This is a genomic window from Zobellia uliginosa (genome assembly GCF_018860745.1).
GTDB classification, from domain to species: Bacteria; Bacteroidota; Bacteroidia; order Flavobacteriales; family Flavobacteriaceae; genus Zobellia; species Zobellia uliginosa_B.
In genome coordinates, this window is the sequence record NZ_JAHKPY010000002.1 from 608,558 (window position 1) to 626,565 (window position 18,008).

Annotated in this window: 9 protein-coding genes; 6 read left to right on the forward strand and 3 right to left on the reverse strand. The window is 35.6% G+C overall.

What is annotated here, in order from left to right; genetic code table 11:
• Positions 1 to 61 precede the first annotated feature (61 nt).
• From KO521_RS02990 to KO521_RS03000, 3 genes are all read right to left on the reverse strand, one after another.
• The gene (locus KO521_RS02990) at positions 62 to 376 is read right to left on the reverse strand and encodes a hypothetical protein (protein ID WP_215938415.1); all 315 of its coding nucleotides are present in this window, start codon (positions 374 to 376) and stop codon (positions 62 to 64) included.
• A 598-nt stretch (positions 377 to 974) separates the two neighbouring features.
• The gene (locus KO521_RS02995) at positions 975 to 1,997 is read right to left on the reverse strand and encodes an NAD-dependent epimerase (protein ID WP_215938416.1); all 1,023 of its coding nucleotides are present in this window, start codon (positions 1,995 to 1,997) and stop codon (positions 975 to 977) included.
• Positions 1,994 to 3,391: a nucleotide sugar dehydrogenase gene (locus tag KO521_RS03000; RefSeq protein ID WP_215938417.1), complete on the reverse strand. Its 1,398-nt coding sequence runs from the start codon at positions 3,389 to 3,391 to the stop codon at positions 1,994 to 1,996. Before KO521_RS03000 ends, KO521_RS02995 begins: the two co-directional genes overlap by 4 nt.
• 399 nt (positions 3,392 to 3,790) lie before the next feature.
• On the opposite strand from KO521_RS03000, the gene KO521_RS03005 reads away from it, so the two are divergent.
• The 6 genes from KO521_RS03005 (at position 3,791) to KO521_RS03030 (ending at position 17,979) form a co-directional block, all read left to right on the forward strand.
• Complete coding sequence (locus tag KO521_RS03005; protein ID WP_215938418.1) at positions 3,791 to 4,777, forward strand: UDP-glucuronic acid decarboxylase family protein; 987 nt, start codon at positions 3,791 to 3,793, stop codon at positions 4,775 to 4,777.
• Positions 4,778 to 5,218: 441 nt separating this feature from the next.
• On the forward strand, positions 5,219 to 6,304 hold the full coding sequence (locus KO521_RS03010; protein WP_215938583.1) for an aminotransferase class I/II-fold pyridoxal phosphate-dependent enzyme: 1,086 nt from the start codon (positions 5,219 to 5,221) through the stop codon (positions 6,302 to 6,304).
• A 4-nt stretch (positions 6,305 to 6,308) separates the two neighbouring features.
• Entirely contained in the window at positions 6,309 to 8,240 is a 1,932-nt protein-coding gene (locus KO521_RS03015; protein ID WP_215938419.1) for a polysaccharide biosynthesis protein, read from the forward strand.
• Between the two features lie 40 nt (positions 8,241 to 8,280).
• A complete protein-coding gene (locus KO521_RS03020; protein WP_436801482.1) occupies positions 8,281 to 9,084 on the forward strand; it encodes a polysaccharide biosynthesis/export family protein in 804 nt (267 codons plus the stop codon).
• Positions 9,085 to 9,114: 30 nt separating this feature from the next.
• The gene (locus KO521_RS03025) at positions 9,115 to 11,499 is read left to right on the forward strand and encodes a GumC family protein (RefSeq protein ID WP_252729833.1); all 2,385 of its coding nucleotides are present in this window, start codon (positions 9,115 to 9,117) and stop codon (positions 11,497 to 11,499) included.
• A gap of 360 nt (positions 11,500 to 11,859) precedes the next feature.
• A complete protein-coding gene (locus tag KO521_RS03030) occupies positions 11,860 to 17,979 on the forward strand; it encodes a malectin domain-containing carbohydrate-binding protein (protein ID WP_215938420.1) in 6,120 nt (2,039 codons plus the stop codon).
• The last annotated feature ends 29 nt before the right edge of the window (positions 17,980 to 18,008 follow it).

Sequence of the window (18,008 nt, forward strand, 5' to 3'; positions counted from 1 at the left end):
TCCTATACCAGTCCATTGCTGATTTTTGACCGGTACTTTTACTGTATTATGGGTTGTAGCCCTAATTTTTACATGCTTTAATGATAGCGTTAAGATAATGAGTTACATCACCTTCTATTTCAAGGCCGTAAGTTACTTTGATATTTTTAATTTTAGCGCTATAAGTACTTAAATATTCTTTTAAAAATTTAGTTAATTCTTTGACATTAGTAAATTCGCTGGAAGCAACATTGTAAATAGTATTTATAGCTTTTTTAATATTTGTTGCGAGAGTTCTCAAATTCATTTCAACCACTTTATCTATATAAATGAAACCCCTGGAAAAACTATCGTCTATATTGGGATTTTGAGGTTTTTCAAAAAGATTAAGAAACATAACTCTAATCTTCCAATTCGGTATATCAATAGTGTATTTTGTAAGATTATAAAGTAGTAGGAGTTTGCCTATTTTATCTTCAACTTCAAGCCTAGATATTCAATCTCCGTAGGTAAAAGGACCTGCAGCATAAACAAACTACTTTATTTTTGCGTTACGAGCTGCAATTAAGATATTCAAAAAGCTAAATACATTAGCGTCATTACTTGTGACAAGATTCTTTATAGATTACGAAAGAGACTCTAATGGTTCTTGATGTAAAAAGTAGTTAATATTTTTACAAACTTCTTCGCAATCTCTAGGTCACGAATACCACCTTCAATTAGTGTAAAATTAGCATTACCTGTAAAGGAGTTTATATTTTTACCTCTGACTGTAGCAAAATTGTCAAGGAAAATCACCTGACTGCCAATTTTTAAAAGTGATTCACATAGATTTGACCTAATAAATCTGGCATCTCACGTTTACTGAAATTGTAAATTCTGATAAAATTTAATTTCGTTGTGTGACATTGATCATGGTATGAAAAGTAATAAAAATAAGAAGACTCAAATGTTTATTGAATTTGAGCCTTTTTAAATTTATGGTTGATGAATCATCAATTCTTCACATTGTAATATTCCCTATACCAATCAACAAATTTTTGAACACCATCGGATACAGAGGTATTTGGTTGATAGTCGTAATCTCTAATAAGATCATCAACATCGGCCCAAGTACGTTCTACATCACCTGGTTGCATTGGCATAAGTTTCTTTTCAGCTTTTTGTCCCATGCTGTTTTCTATAGCTTCAATGAAATCTGTAAGTTTAACAGCATTGTTATTCCCTATGTTATAGATTTTATACAAATCTCTATTTTCGACCGGAGCCGTAAGCGTTCTAAAAACACCTTCAACGATATCAGCAACATAAGTGAAATCTCTTTCCATCTTACCATGGTTAAAAACCTTGATAGGTTTTCCGTTGGCAATCGCATCTGTAAAAAGGAATAATGCCATGTCCGGTCTTCCCCATGGCCCGTATACCGTAAAAAAACGAAGTCCGGTTGTTGGAATATGAAACAAATGACTATAAGTGTGAGCCATGAGCTCATTGCTTTTTTTGCTTGCGGCGTAAAGGCTTATGGGATGATCAACGCTGTCTGTAGTTGAGAACGGTATTTTCTCATTTAAACCATATACACTAGAGCTACTAGCATACACTAAATGTTTAATCTTATTGTGTCTGCAGCATTCTAATAGATTCAGATAGCCAACGACATTACTGTCAATATAGGTTTCTGGATTTTCTATACTATAACGAACACCTGCTTGAGCTGCTAAATTACAGACCCGGTCTATTTTTTCTTCTTTAAATAGTTGAGGTAGAGCTTCTCTATCCTCTAAGTTCATGCGAACAAAGGAAAATTTATTACCATATATTGAACCGTAAGATTTCTTATGAAAAACTTTGGCATCATTTTGATCAATGCCCAATTGTTTCAATCGCGCATATTTTAAATTTATATCATAATAATCATTAACATTATCCAGTCCTACAACTTCATATCCATTTAGAAGTAGTTTTTCGCAAAGATGATATCCTATAAAACCGGCGGCTCCGGTGACTAGAATTTTCATGATTGTCCTATTTTGTAATATTGGAAACCTTTTGCTTCCATTTCCTCTTTTGATAATAAACGACGACCGTCAAATACAAATGCAGGTTTCAGCATTTTTTCAAAAATTGTTTCCCAAGAATAGCCCTTAAATTCATCCCATTCTGTAAGAATAGCAACGGCATGTGCATCTTTCACGGCATCCATAGGGTCTGTAACAACAGTTAAGAGCTTTCTGTTTTCTTCAGGAGTACGTGTCTCTAAATAATCCAAATCAGCGTAAATTCTATCTGCTGAAACTTTAGGGTCATAAACTACAATTTCAGCTTTTTCTTCTAGTAAAGCATTTGCTATATCAATGGCAGCAGACTCTCTTGTGTCATTGGTGTCCTTTTTAAAGGCCCATCCGAAGAAAACGATTTTTTTGCCAGAAACCGTGTTATATAAGGTAGAAATGATATTTTCTGCAAAACGTCTTTTTTGATAGTCGTTCATTATAATTACTTGCTCCCAATAATCAGCAACTTCTGTAAGGCCAAAACTTCTGGAGATATAGACTAGGTTCAAGATATCCTTTTGGAAACATGATCCTCCAAAACCAACAGAGGCGTTAAGGAATTTTGAACCAATTCTACTATCTGTTCCAATAGCTCTTGAAACTTCCGCAACATTAGCATCAGTTCGTTCACATAATGCAGAAATAGCGTTAATAGAAGAAACGCGTTGTGCTAAAAATGCGTTAGCTACTAATTTTGAAAGTTCTGAAGACCAAACATTGGTTTGAAGAATTCTTTCTTTAGGCAACCAATGAGCATATATCGAACTCAATGTATCTTTCGCTTCTTGTCCTGATGGTGTCTCATCACCACCAATTAACACACGGTCTGCTTCTAAAAGATCCTCAACAGCTGTTCCTTCCGCTAAAAATTCTGGATTTGAAAGTATTTCAAATTTCACTCCATTACCGGTATTTTCCAGAATACTTTTGATTGCACTTGCAGTTCTAACTGGTAATGTAGATTTTTCTACTACGATTTTATCTGTTTTGGCCACTTTGGCGATGTTACGGGCACATAGTTCAACAAATTTTAAATCTGCAGCTTGTCCTTTTCCTTTTCCGTAGGTTTTGGTAGGTGTGTTTACAGAGATAAAAATAATTTCAGCTTCATCAATAGCTTTATCTACTTCTGTGGTGAAAAAGAGGTTTTTCCCTCTGGTTTTCTCAACGATTTCTTTAAGACCTGGTTCGTAAACGGGTAAATTATCAAGATTAGAATCATTCCATTGGTCTATTCTAGCTTGGTTGATATCTACAACGGTTACCGTAATTTCAGGGCACTGACTAGCAATTACGGACATAGTTGGTCCACCTACATATCCTGCACCAATACAGCATATTTTATTTACTTTCTTCATGACTGGGTTCATTTTATTTGGTTGCAAAGATTACTAAATAACTCAAAACTTCCATGCATTTTATCGGTTAAAAAGATATTAATAGGATTATGTGCTAAAATTGAAAGTTTTGGAAGTGTATTAATAATCACTTTATATTAATATAATTGTTTTATTCATCTTGTATTGATACAACGCCACAAGTTGTCCGAAATTATATACGACCGTTATGTTAAATTAGATTGTTTGTCTTTCGTCCCAAATATAGGAAGTTCATAGTTTTTTGAAGAAAAATCGCCCTTTGTTTAACGCATTGTATTTATATTCGTGGAAATTATTATATCAATATTGATAAATTATTCTGGTTTTACAGCACAAACCTAAGTGGCGTGATTTGAACCTAAATATTAAAAGTAAGAAATGAAGAAAATACTCATCACCGGAGCAGCAGGTTTCTTAGGGTCTCATTTATGCGATCGATTTATAAAAGAAGGTTATCATGTTATAGCAATGGATAATCTTATAACCGGAGACTTACGTAATATTGAACATTTATTCAAATTGGAATATTTTGAATTTTACCATCATGACGTCACTAAATTTGTAAGTGTTCCCGGGAAGTTGGATTACATTTTACATTTTGCATCGCCTGCAAGCCCAATCGATTATCTTAAAATTCCTATTCAAACCTTAAAAGTAGGTGCACTGGGCACCCATAACCTTTTAGGTCTGGCTAAGGTCAAAAAGGCAAGAATATTAATTGCTTCGACTTCGGAAATATATGGAGACCCTTTGGTGCATCCTCAGACTGAGGAGTACTACGGTAATGTGAATACTATTGGCCCAAGAGGAGTATATGATGAGGCGAAAAGGTTTCAAGAGTCAATTACAATGGCCTATCATCGTTTTCATGGTTTGGAAACTAGAATTGTGCGTATTTTCAATACTTATGGACCTAGAATGCGTTTAAACGACGGTAGGGTAATACCTGCATTTATAGGACAGGCATTAAGAGGTGAGGATTTGACCGTTTTTGGAGATGGAAGTCAAACACGTTCTTTTTGTTACGTAGATGATGAAGTTGAGGGTATATACCGACTGTTGCTTAGTGATTATGCGTTGCCTGTTAATATTGGTAATCCGCATGAGATTACCATTAAGGACTTTGCAGAGGAAATAGTGAAATTAACGGGAACTGGTCAAAAAGTGATTTACAAACCATTACCACAAGATGATCCAATGCAGAGACAGCCAGATATCTCTAAGGCTAAAGAAATTTTAGGTTGGGAGCCTAAGGTTTCAAGGGCGGAGGGTATGAAAAAGACCTATGAATATTTTAAGTCTTTACCGGAAGATGAATTATATAAAAAGGAACATAAGGATTTTAAGGATTATAATAGGATTTAAATAAGTAATTTAGATATTCATAAATATAAAAGGAGCGGTCATTAAAATTGGTTTGCTTCTTTTTTGTAAGTATTTGATTTTTAGTTTGCAGCGTTGTGCGTTGCTTGGATAGTTTAAGTAGTTTAGTTGGTTGGCTTATCAATATCACGTCTATTAGTAGGTTTGAAACGTAACTATGTAGGAATAACTAGACTAAGAGTTAAGGCTTTTAGTGCGATTAGCCGAATTTTTAAGGCGTACAACAAGATAAATTAGAGATTTTAGAGTTAAGGTTTAGTTTTGTATTTGATAATTTAAAAGAACTTTTAGTGATTTTTAGATTATATTTATATGTTTGGCCAAGGTTTGAGATAATCTAGGCACCCCCAAATAAAGTGAACTATAAACCAATTTCAATTGAAAACTATTACTAAAGAAAAGATATGGCTGTCTTCACCACACATGGGCGGGGGCGAACAAAAATATGTTCAAGAGGCCTTTGATACCAATTGGGTAGCCCCTTTGGGTCCTAATGTAGACAACTTCGAAAAATCTATTGTTGAGTTTTTAGGTGGTAACACCAACGTGGCAGCGCTTAGCTCAGGTACTGCGGCTATTCACTTAGCATTGGAAATATTAGGCGTCACAAGTGGCGATGAAGTAATTTGTCAAAGTTTTACTTTTTCCGCTTCAGCTAATCCCATTATGTATCTTGGCGCTACGCCAATATTCGTAGATAGTGAAAAAGACACCTGGAATATCTCTCCAAAATTACTTATAGAAGCCATAGAGGCGCGAATAGCACTTGGCAAGAAGCCTAAGGCCATTGTTGCAGTTCACTTATATGGTATGCCTTATAAAGCAGATGAAATAACGCGAATTTCCGAAAAGTACGGCATTCCTGTGGTGGAAGATAGTGCGGAAGCATTGGGAAGCTACTACAAAGATAAAAAATGTGGTACTCTTGGTGCCATAGGAATCTTGTCTTTTAACGGAAATAAAATTATAACTACATCTGGTGGCGGAGCTTTGGTTGTTAAAGATGAGGCCATAAAGAAAAAAGCAGTATTCTTAGCTACACAAGCTAGAGATGATGCGCCTCATTATCAGCATTCTTCAGTTGGTTATAATTACAGAATGAGTAATATTCTTGCGGGTATTGGTCGTGGTCAAATGGAAGTATTGCAATCTAGAGTTGACCAAAGAAGATTTAATTATACTTTTTATAAAAAGCACCTAGCGCATCTTTCTGAAGTAGAATTTTTGGATGAGCCTAGCGGTTACTCAAGTAATAGATGGTTGACTTGTATTTTAACTCCTTCTTTTGAAATAAGGGAAGAAATCAGGTTGGCCTTATTAGAAGAAAATATAGAATCAAGACCTTTGTGGAAGCCTATGCATTTACAACCGGTTTTTATTGAATACCCAAATTATAGTGATGGTACATCTGAAGACCTTTTTAATAGAGGCCTTTGTTTACCAAGTGGCTCTAACCTTTTAGAGAGCGATCTTAAAAGAATCGTAGAGCTTATACTAACCAAAATTTAATCTGATGATAAAAAACTATGTAGTAAATAATGCCCATAAGTACGCATCTAAATGGCTTGTTTTGAGTATTGATGTCGTAATGATAGCTATCTCTTTTGTACTATCATACATCATACGATTCAACCTTACATTAGATTTTGATATAGACAAGCTTTTTGTTCAATTACCTATCATATCCTTAATTGCCTTGGCATCCTTTGTGTTTACGGGTTCTTACAAGGGTGTGGTTCGTCATACAGGTGTAAGGGACGTTTATAACATTTTCAATGCTATCTGCTTATCCAGTATACTATTGATTTCAATGGTGTTATTTAATCGTGAACTAGGTGTTTTTGAAAACTTTACAGTTCCTTTAGGTATCATTATCATTCACAGTTTGTTAAGTTTTGTAGCCCTAACGGCTTCTCGATATGTATTTAAATCACTTTACAGCAATTTTATGGCTCGTGATTTTAAGGTAAATAAGAACGTTTTAATATTTGGAGCAGGTGAGTCGGGAATATTAACTCAAAGCGCCCTTGTTAATCATACGAAAAGTAGGGTTAGGGTTGTAGGTTATATAGACGAGGATGACAAGAAAATAGGAAAACAAATTAATGGCGTTAAAGTATTTCATAAAGATGTACTTAACAAAGATTTTATACTTAAAAATAGTATTTCAGAAGTCATTTTTTCAATTCAAAATATCGACCCTAAAGGTCTTAAGGATTTGGTTGAGGGTCTTGTAGATTTTCCAGTACAGGTCAAAATTGTGCCTCCAGTTGAAAAATGGATCAATGGAGAATTAAAAGTGTCCCAAATTAAACAAGTTCAAATTGAAGATCTTTTAGATAGAGCTCCAATCAATATTAAAAACTCTAAAATATCCGAAGAAGTTAAGAATAAGGTCGTTTTAGTTACCGGTGGCGCTGGATCAATAGGGAGTGAAATTGTACGTCAGGTATGTACATACGATTATAAATCACTGATTATTATTGATCAATCGGAATCTGCACTTTATGACTTGCAACAGGAACTAAAGCAAAATGGATTTCATAATTTTATGCCTATTGTTGGTGATGTTAGGGATAAGAATCGTCTTAACAATCTTTTCCAAGAGTATAAGCCAGACATTGTATTCCATGCTGCAGCATATAAGCATGTTCCATTAATGGAATATAACGCATATGAAGCTATTAAAATAAATGTAGCGGGTACGAAAGTAGTTGCTGATTTATCGATAAGTCATAATGTTGACAAATTCATCTTTATATCCACGGATAAGGCCGTGAACCCAACAAATGTTATGGGTGCCACGAAACGAATTGCTGAGATGTATATTAGTTGTATGCAACAAAAAGGAAAAACGAAATTCATTACAACCCGATTTGGAAATGTTTTAGGATCAAATGGTTCAGTAATACCACTTTTCAAAAAACAAATAGATAAAGGAGGTCCGCTAACTGTGACACATGAGAATGTTACTCGGTTTTTTATGACCATACCAGAAGCTTCTCAATTGGTATTGGAAGCAGGAGCAATGGGTGATGGTGGTGAAATATTCATATTTGATATGGGCGAGTCTGTTAAGATATTTGACTTAGCCAAAAACATGATAAAGCTTTCTGGACTTAAATATCCGGAGGATATAGACATTAAGATTACCGGTTTGCGCCCAGGTGAAAAATTATACGAAGAATTATTGGCAAATGGTGAAAATACTTTGCCTACCTATCATAAGAAAATCATGATCGGTAAAACAAGGTCACTTGATTATATTTCTGTCCGATCTAGAATTGATGAACTATGTGTTTCCAACATGTTTTTCAATGAAAGTACGGTAAGTTTGATGAAAGAGATTGTTCCTGAGTTTATTTCCAATAATTCAGAACTCTGCTCGTTGGATAAGAAGAAAGAAGTTGTGACTAAGAATCATCCACTTAAAAAAGTCTTATAACTTTTTAATTCGTTATTATTGCATGAAAATTATATACGCTATGTCCAAAAAAAGTATGATATCAACCGATATATTTAAATCATTTAAAAATGCTTTACCCATTTTAATTATATCCCTTGTTTTGCTATCTTCCTGTGCTTCAAGAAAGGAAGTTGTGTATTTTCAGAATACAGGAGATTTTGAAACTTTGGTAGATAAAAATAGTTTCACCCCAAAATTTAAGGTTGATGATTTAATTAGTATTTACGTTTCAACTTTGGATAGTGAAGCCAGTGCACCTTTTAATTTATTGCGAGGCGCATCTGAGGGAGGTATTCGAGCAGAACAGGTAGATTATTTAATTGATAAAGATGGTGAAATTGATTTTCCAGTCATAGGAAAGGTTAAAATAGCTGGACTTTCAGGGGAAGAGGTTCGTGTTTTATTACGAAATAAACTTTCTGATTATTTGAAAGACCCTATAATTAATATAAGATTACGTAATTTCAGTGTCTCTGTTTTAGGAGAGGTTAATAGACCGGGAACATATCCTGTAGATGGTGAGCGTATAACTATTTTAGAAGCTTTAGGTCTTGCAAGTGATATGACCATTAAGGGTAGGCGTGAAAATGTTATGGTAATTAGAGATTTTGACGGGACAAAAGTTTATACTCGAATCGATTTAACTAAAAAAGAGGCATTGAGTTCGCCTGTATATTATTTGACGCAAAATGATGTGGTGTATGTAGAGCCAAATAATTCGGCAATTAAATCCTCAACACTTGATGCCAGGATGGGAATTGCTGTTTCTATAGCTTCATTATTAATTACTTCAACAGTGCTTTTAATTACTAGAACTAACTAAAGTCTACAGTTACTCTATTAAATACATAAAATGAGCGTAAATACTCAAAAATCCATGTCGGACAACTCGTTTGACTTAAAGGAGATTCTTAATACCTATACGGCACATTTAAAATGGTTTATATTGTCAGTCGCAATAGCATTGGTTATGGCTTTTGTCTACATACGATATGCTACCCCTCAATATGCTGTTCAAACGCAAATTCAAATTTTAGAAGATAAAACTTCTGGGTCAGAACTGGATGTTTTTCAAGATTTGAGTCTGTTAGGAGGAGGTAAAAATAAAATAGAAGACGAATTACAACTTATAAGTTCTCGTTCCAACTTAATACGTGTAGTTAAGGAATTAAATTTAAATACTAAAATATTAGTACAGGGAAATATAAAGGAAACAGAACTATATAAAACTCCTCCGGTAAATTTAAGTTTTATTGCAGCCGATTCTGTTCTGAATAGGGCTAACTTGGAATTTTTTATAACGATTAGCTCATCAACAACTTTTGGTTATACAGAGGAGGAAGATAAGCCGGTAAAAATTTTTGCTTTTGGAAAGAACATCTCAACATCTATTGGAGACATTGTTATTACTCCTAATGTAGGCGTGTTCGAAAGTTTCAAGGACAAAAAACTAAGGGTTTCTATTTTGCCAATAGAGGATGTTGCACAGGGTTATCGTAAACGTATCTTAATTTCCAATCCTGGAGATTTCAGTAATATTGTTAATTTAACCTTAGAAGATCCAATTAGGGAAAAAGCGTCCAATATTCTTGACGCATTGGTCAGAATTTATAATGAAAATGCTATAGAGGATAAGCAAATTATTGCGGATCGTACGTCTAACTTTATAGATGAGCGAATTGCAAATATTTCTTCTGATTTATCAAGTGTTGATCAGTCTGCACAGGATTTTAAAACTGAAAAAGGTGTGACGGATATTGCAGCTGAAGCTAATGTAAATCTAAATGTTGGGGTCGCCAATCAACAAGAACTGGCTAATGCTCGTAATCAATTGAACATGGCGGCATCTATGCAGGATTTGGTTCAGCAGCAGAATAGCTATGAAGTTCTGCCAACTAATATAGGACTTTCCGATCCTACCATAGCAAGTACTACAGATCGTTACAATCAATTAGTTTTGGAACGGAAAAGACTACTGAAAAGTTCTAATGAGAAAAACCCGGTGATTGTAAACCTTGATCAGCAGATAGCGGGTTTAAAGAGTAGTATGCAGTCTAGTTTGAGTAGTACGGTAAACAATTTAGGCCTTACTGTAAATTCTTTAAGCGGGCAACAGGCTCGATTTAATAGAAAGATTTATTCTTCTCCGGCTAATGAGCGAGCTTTAAGGGACATTACCAGGCAGCAACAAACTACAGAATCTTTGTATTTGTATCTTTTACAAAAACGTGAAGAAGCACAAATTTCAGCAGCTTCTAGTTCACCTAAATCCAAAATTGTAGACCAAGCCTACAGTGTCAGCAAGTTACCAGTTTCCCCTAAAAAGTCTATAATCTATTTAGCATCTTTTATCTTAGGTTTGTTAGTTCCTTTTAGTATTATTTATGCTAAAGATTTATTGGATAACAAAGTGCATAATATGCACACCTTAGATAAGTTGGTTAAAAATGTACCTATTTTAGGGGAATTGCCTAGATTAACCAAAAAGGATGAAAAGTTTGTAGTTAAGGAAGATAGGTCTGTACTAGCAGAGTCTTTACGAATTATACGTACCAATTTAGATTATTTGATAAAATCAAAGCGCAATAAGGTAGGTAAAAGTAATATAGTTTTTGTAACCTCCAGTGTTCCTGGTGAGGGTAAAACTTTTCTTTCCACAAATTTGTCAATGATATTAGCTAGTACAAATAAGAAGGTTCTCTTACTTGGGGCAGACATAAGAAACCCCAAGTTGTACACATTCTTCTCAAGTGGAGGAGTTGATAAAATGCAAAAGCCAACCCGAAATAAGGATGCGGGACTTACAGAGTATTTGTATGACAACACTATAGAGATTAGAGATATAGTTAATCCAATGTTAGTGCATAGAAATACGGTAGACGTTATATATTCTGGTAGAATACCACCCAATCCGGCAGAACTATTAATGAGTGATAGAATAAAAGAATTATTTACCCAAGTTTCTGAAACATACGATTATGTCATTGTGGATACAGCTCCATTAATGGTGGTTACAGATACCCTTCTTATTAGTGAGTATGCAGATCATTTGTTGTATGTGACAAGGGCAGGAGTCACAGAAACAACTGCTGTAGAGTATCCGATAAAACTTCAGGAGGAAGGAAAGATAAAAGGGCTATCGTTTGTAGTGAATGATGTAGATTCTTCTAATTTGGGTTATGGTGGTAAATATGGCTACGGCTATGGTAAAACCCAGAAAAAGTGGTGGAAGTTTTAAAATATTTTTAATTCATAATTTTAGTAAAGCCCTGAAGAAATTCAGGGCTTTACTTTTTGTCAGAAGAACAAAAGCTCTCTTGGTAATTAGAGTTTATCAGTATTTTAGTCATATATTCATTGCAATCTTCCCCCAAAATGTCAAGTTTCTATAAACACCCTTCTATTGTTTAAGAATAGGACTACGGAACTAAAAGAAATTTCTTGACTAACTAGAGGCATAGCCTATGGTGAGTTATCGGTATTCAATCCTATTTTAACGAAAAGAGGTAGGGTTTTAAGGTCTTAAACTGTTATTAGATTATATTTGTTAATTGTTTGAATAGCACATTTTTACAAGAAAAGCCAAATACTATTTAGTATGAAACATAATTACGCTACAAGTTTATTAATACCTTGTTTTATAATCTTTTTTTTAGGGAATTTACGAATTCAAGCACAGTTACCAACTGAGTTTGTGAAAACTGATTTAACTACGGGTTTAGCAAATGCTACAAGTTTTACATTTACTCCTGATGGTCGTGTTTTTATATTGGATCGGTTTGGTGAAATTTTAATTTATAAGCCGGATACACAGATTACTGTTTCAGGAGGTGTGCTTCCCGTTTTTCATGAATTAGAAGACGGTTTAGTGGGTATAGCGGTCGACCCGGATTTTGAATTGAACAATAAAATATACTTACATTATGCTCCTCTAGATTTTATAGGAAATAGAGTATCCAGATTTAGCGTGGTTGGAGATGCTATAGATTTTTCTTCTGAAGAGATAATAATTCAATGGCCTACCAGTAGAACCGCAGAGTTTCACTCTGGTGGTGATATGGATTTTGATTCTCAAGGAAACTTATTTATCGCTACAGGGGATAACACCACATATGGCCCAAGGCCATATGCCCCTATAGATGAAGAAGTTTCAGATATGAGTGCTGAGAAAGCTTCGTCAAACACAAATGATTTAAGAGGGAAAATATTACGAATTAAACCAGGTGCGGGTAGTAGTTACACAGTACCTTCGGGTAACTTATTCGCAACTTCTGCGGAAGGAAGGCCTGAAATATATGTAATGGGGGCGAGAAACCCTTATCGTATACATGTAGATGAAGAAAACGATTGGTTGTATTGGGGGGAAGTTGGTCCAGATGCAAATGTTGACAATGTTCTTGGCCCAAAAGGGTTGGATGAAATTAATCTGACAAAGGCTCCGGGTAATTATGGGTGGCCTTATTTTTCAGGAGCGGATAATGATCCTAGCGAAGAGTACGCGTATCAAATAGATTATGCGGACATACCATACTACAATGACCCTGCTGCTCCAGTAAACATATCTAAATGGAATACGGGCGCTACTAATCTACCACCTGCTCAAGAAGCATGGATCGAAAAATTTCACAAATGTTATTTGGCCGGCTTTAGGTACAGGTATGATTCTGAATTGTTGGATGATCAAAGGTTGCCAATCGAGTTTGACGGTTTGTTTTTTTATTACGATTTCAACACGAGTCAAATATGGGCCGTTGAAATGGATGCCAATGGAGATATTATTACAGAAACGCAATTAACGCAAACTGTTTTCCCTGGGACGGGTAATTCTAAAAACGGTTATATTGATATGGAAGTTGGCCCTGATGGTAAGTTATATATATTGGCCTATGGTGCAGGTTGCTGTCCAGATGATGTGGGAACCGGTCGACTTATACGAGTAGATTATACAGGAATTACAACAAATTCACCTCCATCAGTTAAGATGCAGGCTAATGTCACCAACGGACCTTTGCCGCTAACAGTTAATTTTACTGGTGAAAATACTACTGATCCTAATGGAGATACGCCATTAACTTTTGCCTGGGATATTGATGTAGATGGCACTGTGGATTATACGACCGAAAATATTTCACATACATACACTGTTGCAGGTACATACACAGCGCAATTAAAAGTTACTGATCCTGATGGAGCTGTTGGTGCCAAAACAATCACTATATATGCGGGTAATTCTAAGGCAAATTTTGATTTTGCTTCGCCACCAGATGGAGGACTATTTGGTTGGAACGATGATTTTGTATTTGACCTGAATGTAAATGACCCTGAAGAAGGCGATATTGATTGTACTGATGTGAATGTTATACCATCTTTAGGTCACTTAAACCATTTTCATGATGACAACACAATCGATGCTTGTGGAACCAGTTTGAATTTAAATGATACAGGACATGATATAGATGGTGAGATGGACATTTACTATGTATTAAACGCTAACTATACAGATGCGGGAGGACTGATATCTAGAGATCAAATTACATTGCATCCAAAGCGAAAAGAGGCAGAATATTATGATACACAAAGTGGCACTACCATAATTGAAAATAGTTACGAACTTGAAGGTGCTTCAGAAGCCTTACAAGTAGATAATAACGGGTATATTTCTTTTTCTGGAAGAAATTTACAAAATATCACCGGTGTAAAATATTTAGTGGCTTCGGATAATTCGGGCAGTACAATCGAATTAAGGGTAGGTAGCCCTACAGGGAATGTAATAGCAACAACTGAAGTTCCTTCAACAGGAGATAATGATGAATGGATTAGAGTGGAAACTCCAATAACAGCCCCTAGTGGAAAGAACGATTTATTTTTTGTTTTTAAGAACAACTCAAGTGCACAAGATATTTTTAGATTAAACTATGTAGAGTTTACAGGAGCTGGAGTTTCTACTGATAATACAGCACCAACTGTTAAAGCGGTTCAATCTGTTGGAAATTCTGCGGTTAGTGTACTGTTTTCAGAGTATGTAGACCAGGCTTCAGCAGAAAATATGGCTAACTATGCTATTGGAAATGGAGTTACCATCTCATCAGCAGTTTTGCAACCGGATAGCAGAACGGTTTTACTTACTACCTCATCCTTGTCTGCTGGAACAAGCTATTCCATAAATATATCTAATGTTGAAAATACGAGTAGTATTATTATGGTGAGCGATAATTTATCGTTTATGGTATTCGAAGAACTTCGAATAAATGCAGGTGGAAACGAAGTAGTCTTTGAGGGAAATACATTTATTGCTGATGCCTACTTTAATGGTGGTTATACTTATTCAAAAGCCATAGATATTGAAGGGACAACAAATGATGCCATATATCAAAGTGAACGCTATGGCCCGAATTCAGGGGGGTATGGTTATGATATTCCGGTTGGTGTTTCTGGGGAATATGATATTCGCCTGCATTTTGCGGAAATTTTCTTTAGTGTAGATGAGAATCAATTGGATAAAGGTGCTGGAACAAGAGTATTTAATGTTGTAATTGAAGGTGAACAAGTATTGACCAATTTTGATATTTTGGAAGAAACAAATCCTTCAACGGCTTTAGTAAAGGAATTCAACAACGTTTCCATTACTGATGGCTTTGCAAGTATTTATATAAACGGAGTAGAGCAAAGTGCGAAAATAAATGCAATAGAAGTATTATCACCTGATACTTTCGAAGAAAGTACACCAACAGATTCAAATATAACAATAACTTCTCCTTCAAACGGTTGGGATGTAAATCAGCCTTTTGAGGTAGCTTTTAGAGTGGAAAATTGGACTATAAATGAAGACGATACCCATGTGCATTATTTTATAGACGGTACCTTAATAGATAAATACTATGGTTATGATCCAATTCCAATTGATGACTTATCCGATGGTGAACATACTATAAAAATTGAGTTATTTAATGCGGATCACACAGGTACAGGTATTTATGATGAAGTTGTAGTAAATGTTACGGGATTAATTACTTGTAATGTCACTCCATTTCCTGAATCATGGGTGGTGCATGAATTTGCAGAAAATCCGTATGTTGTAGTTTATACTTTCGCTGATTATGATTTGGATGGTGATGGTCTAAAAGATATTGTTACAGGAGGTTGGTGGTATAAAAATTCAGGGATTGCTTCTGGTGAATGGGCAAAAAATGAAATAGGCAGCGTATTTAGGAATGTAGCGCATGTTTATGATTTTGACAATGATGGGGATATGGATTTGTTGGGTACCACTGGTGAATATAAGGGAGCTCAATTAGTATGGGCTCAAAATGATGGTAGTGGTAATTTTACAGTATATCAAAATATCCCTGAGGGTAACACGGACTATGTAGAACCCTTCTTGGCAGGTATTGCGGGTGGTGTGTTTGATAATTCAGCTACTTATAGAATGGCGATAAACTGGAATGGGGCGGAATCTACAGATTCTCCTATTCAAATGTTGACTCCTTCTAATAACATTACTACCGAAATGTGGAGTTTAGTAGACATTAGCTCCGAGTCGTCTGGAGAAGATATTCAAGCTGGTGATATAGACAGAGATGGTGATCTTGATTTATTTCAAGGGGTAAATTGGTTGCGTAATAATGGAAATTTAAATTTCGAAAAATTTGATACTGGAGTAAATAACGCTTATTCTACTACAGCAGACCGTGCTCAATTGGCAGATTTTGATAGAGACGGTGATTTAGACGCCATTGTTGGTCAATTAAGTTTAGGTAGTGGAGGAGAAGGTACAGGAGCTAAAACAGAATTTGCTTGGTTTGAGGCCCCTGCAGACCCTACACAGCTATGGATTAGACACGACTTAGATACTAATGTTAATGGAAGTTTAAGTGTATTTGCTACCGATTTTGATTTTGATGGAGACCAAGATATTATAGTAGGTGAATGGCGAGGTGATCAGCGTTTAATAGCATTTGAAAATGATTTATGCGGTTCCGGTGAATTTAATAAAATTATATTGGATGATGGTGCTTTAGGATACGAACATCACGATGGTGCACGAGTAGTTGATATTGATGCGGATGGTGATTTAGATGTTGTTTCAAATGGTTGGACTAATGATAAGGTTCTCAGAATTTACGAAAATACAACTCCGCCGGTATTAGATGATAGGCCTATTGTTAATGCAGGAACAGATAAAATCATTTCTGCTGATGCAGTAACCTTGACCGGATCTGCAACGGATCCAGACGGCGGTGAGATAGTGTCTTACCAATGGTCTCAAGAAAGCGGTCCTAATGTGGCAACTCTAAGTGGGGCCAATACAACGGAATTAACGGCAACAAATCTAATTGATGGATTATATGTATTTAGATTGACCGTTATTGATGAGGAGGGTGATAGAGGTTTTGATAGTGTTACGGTAACAAAATCAACTTTATCTACAGTTACACGAATTAACAGTGGAGGTCCTAACTATATTTATGATGGTGTAAGTTGGGCAACAGATCAATATTCAAATGGAGGAGCAACCTTAACAAATGCAATTGAAATAGCGAATACTGAAAACGATGTATTGTATCAAACCGAACGATACAGAACCCAAGGGGATTTAATTTATGAAATACCGGTTACTAATGGTGAACATAGCTTAAACTTACACTTTGCAGAAATCTATTATGGTGTACCGGGAGATGGGTCAACGGGTGGAGCTGGTTCTCGAGTGTTCAATATTGATATTGAAGGACAACAGCAAAAAGAGAATTATGATATTTTTGTAGAGGCCGGCGGGGCTGCAACGGCTATTATTGAAACATTTAGTGGTATAAATGTAGCTGATGGTAGCTTGACTATAACTTTGACCCCTGTTACCGAATTCCCTAAAATATCAGGTATTGAAATTATTGAGCCTGTAGTTGAAGGAGCTCCTGTAGTAGATGCGGGAGATGACCAAATGTTAACATCACCGGAAAATAGCACCGTACTTTCAGGGTTAGGATCTGATTCTGATGGTGGCACTGTAACCTTTGAATGGACTCAAGAAAGCGGACCTAATTTGGCTACTTTAAGCGGAAACACAACTCCTGAACTCTCAGTGAGTGATATGGAAGAAGGAGTATATGTATTTAGATTAACCGTTACCGATGATGAAGGTGAAGTAGTTTCTGATGATGTTTCAGTAACGCTAGTTCCTCAAAATGGACTCTTAGCTGTGGCGGAAGCTGCACCAACAGAAGGGGTATCTCCTTTGGAAGTAACTTTTACAGGGAGTAATTCGGTTGGGGATATTACAACGTATTTATGGGACTTTAAGGACGGTAAGACTTCATCTTTGAGCGATGCAGCTAATACTTTTGTAGAGAATGGAACTTATGAAGTAGTTCTTACTGTTACGGATGCAGGTGGAAATACGCATTCAGATACGGTGACGATTACGGTTTCGGAGACTATTGAAGGAGATAAAATGGGTTATATCCTTGAAAAGAATCCTATTACGGAAGGTGTAGCTAATATTAGAATTCTTAATCAACCAGAGGATTTTATGATGTTAGGAATTAACCTATACGATCAACAGGGCCGCTTAATAAGTGGAATAGGGGCAGAGGATGTAATTGTTTCGGGTGTTGATACGTATCAAGTGCCAGTTCATCTTTTGCAAGATGGAATATACTTCTTACATATAGCAAATAACAAAGGTAAGCCTGTTACAATGAAATTATTAATACAGCAACCATAGTATATTGAATATAAATAAAAAAAATGCCG

Bases quoted from the DNA above. Each gene is read 5' to 3' on its own strand.
- KO521_RS03015 (WP_215938419.1), top strand. From the start codon at position 6,309: ATGATAAAAAACTATGTAGTAAATAATGCCCATAAGTACGCATCTAAA.
- KO521_RS02995 (WP_215938416.1), bottom strand. From the start codon at position 1,997: ATGAAAATTCTAGTCACCGGAGCCGCCGGTTTTATAGGATATCATCTT.
- KO521_RS03030 (WP_215938420.1), top strand. From the start codon at position 11,860: ATGAAACATAATTACGCTACAAGTTTATTAATACCTTGTTTTATAATC.
- KO521_RS03020 (WP_436801482.1), top strand. From the start codon at position 8,281: ATGTCCAAAAAAAGTATGATATCAACCGATATATTTAAATCATTTAAA.
- KO521_RS03000 (WP_215938417.1), bottom strand. From the start codon at position 3,391: ATGAAGAAAGTAAATAAAATATGCTGTATTGGTGCAGGATATGTAGGT.
- KO521_RS03005 (WP_215938418.1), top strand. From the start codon at position 3,791: ATGAAGAAAATACTCATCACCGGAGCAGCAGGTTTCTTAGGGTCTCAT.
- KO521_RS03010 (WP_215938583.1), top strand. From the start codon at position 5,219: ATGGGCGGGGGCGAACAAAAATATGTTCAAGAGGCCTTTGATACCAAT.
- KO521_RS02990 (WP_215938415.1), bottom strand. From the start codon at position 376: ATGTTTCTTAATCTTTTTGAAAAACCTCAAAATCCCAATATAGACGAT.
- KO521_RS03025 (WP_252729833.1), top strand. From the start codon at position 9,115: ATGAGCGTAAATACTCAAAAATCCATGTCGGACAACTCGTTTGACTTA.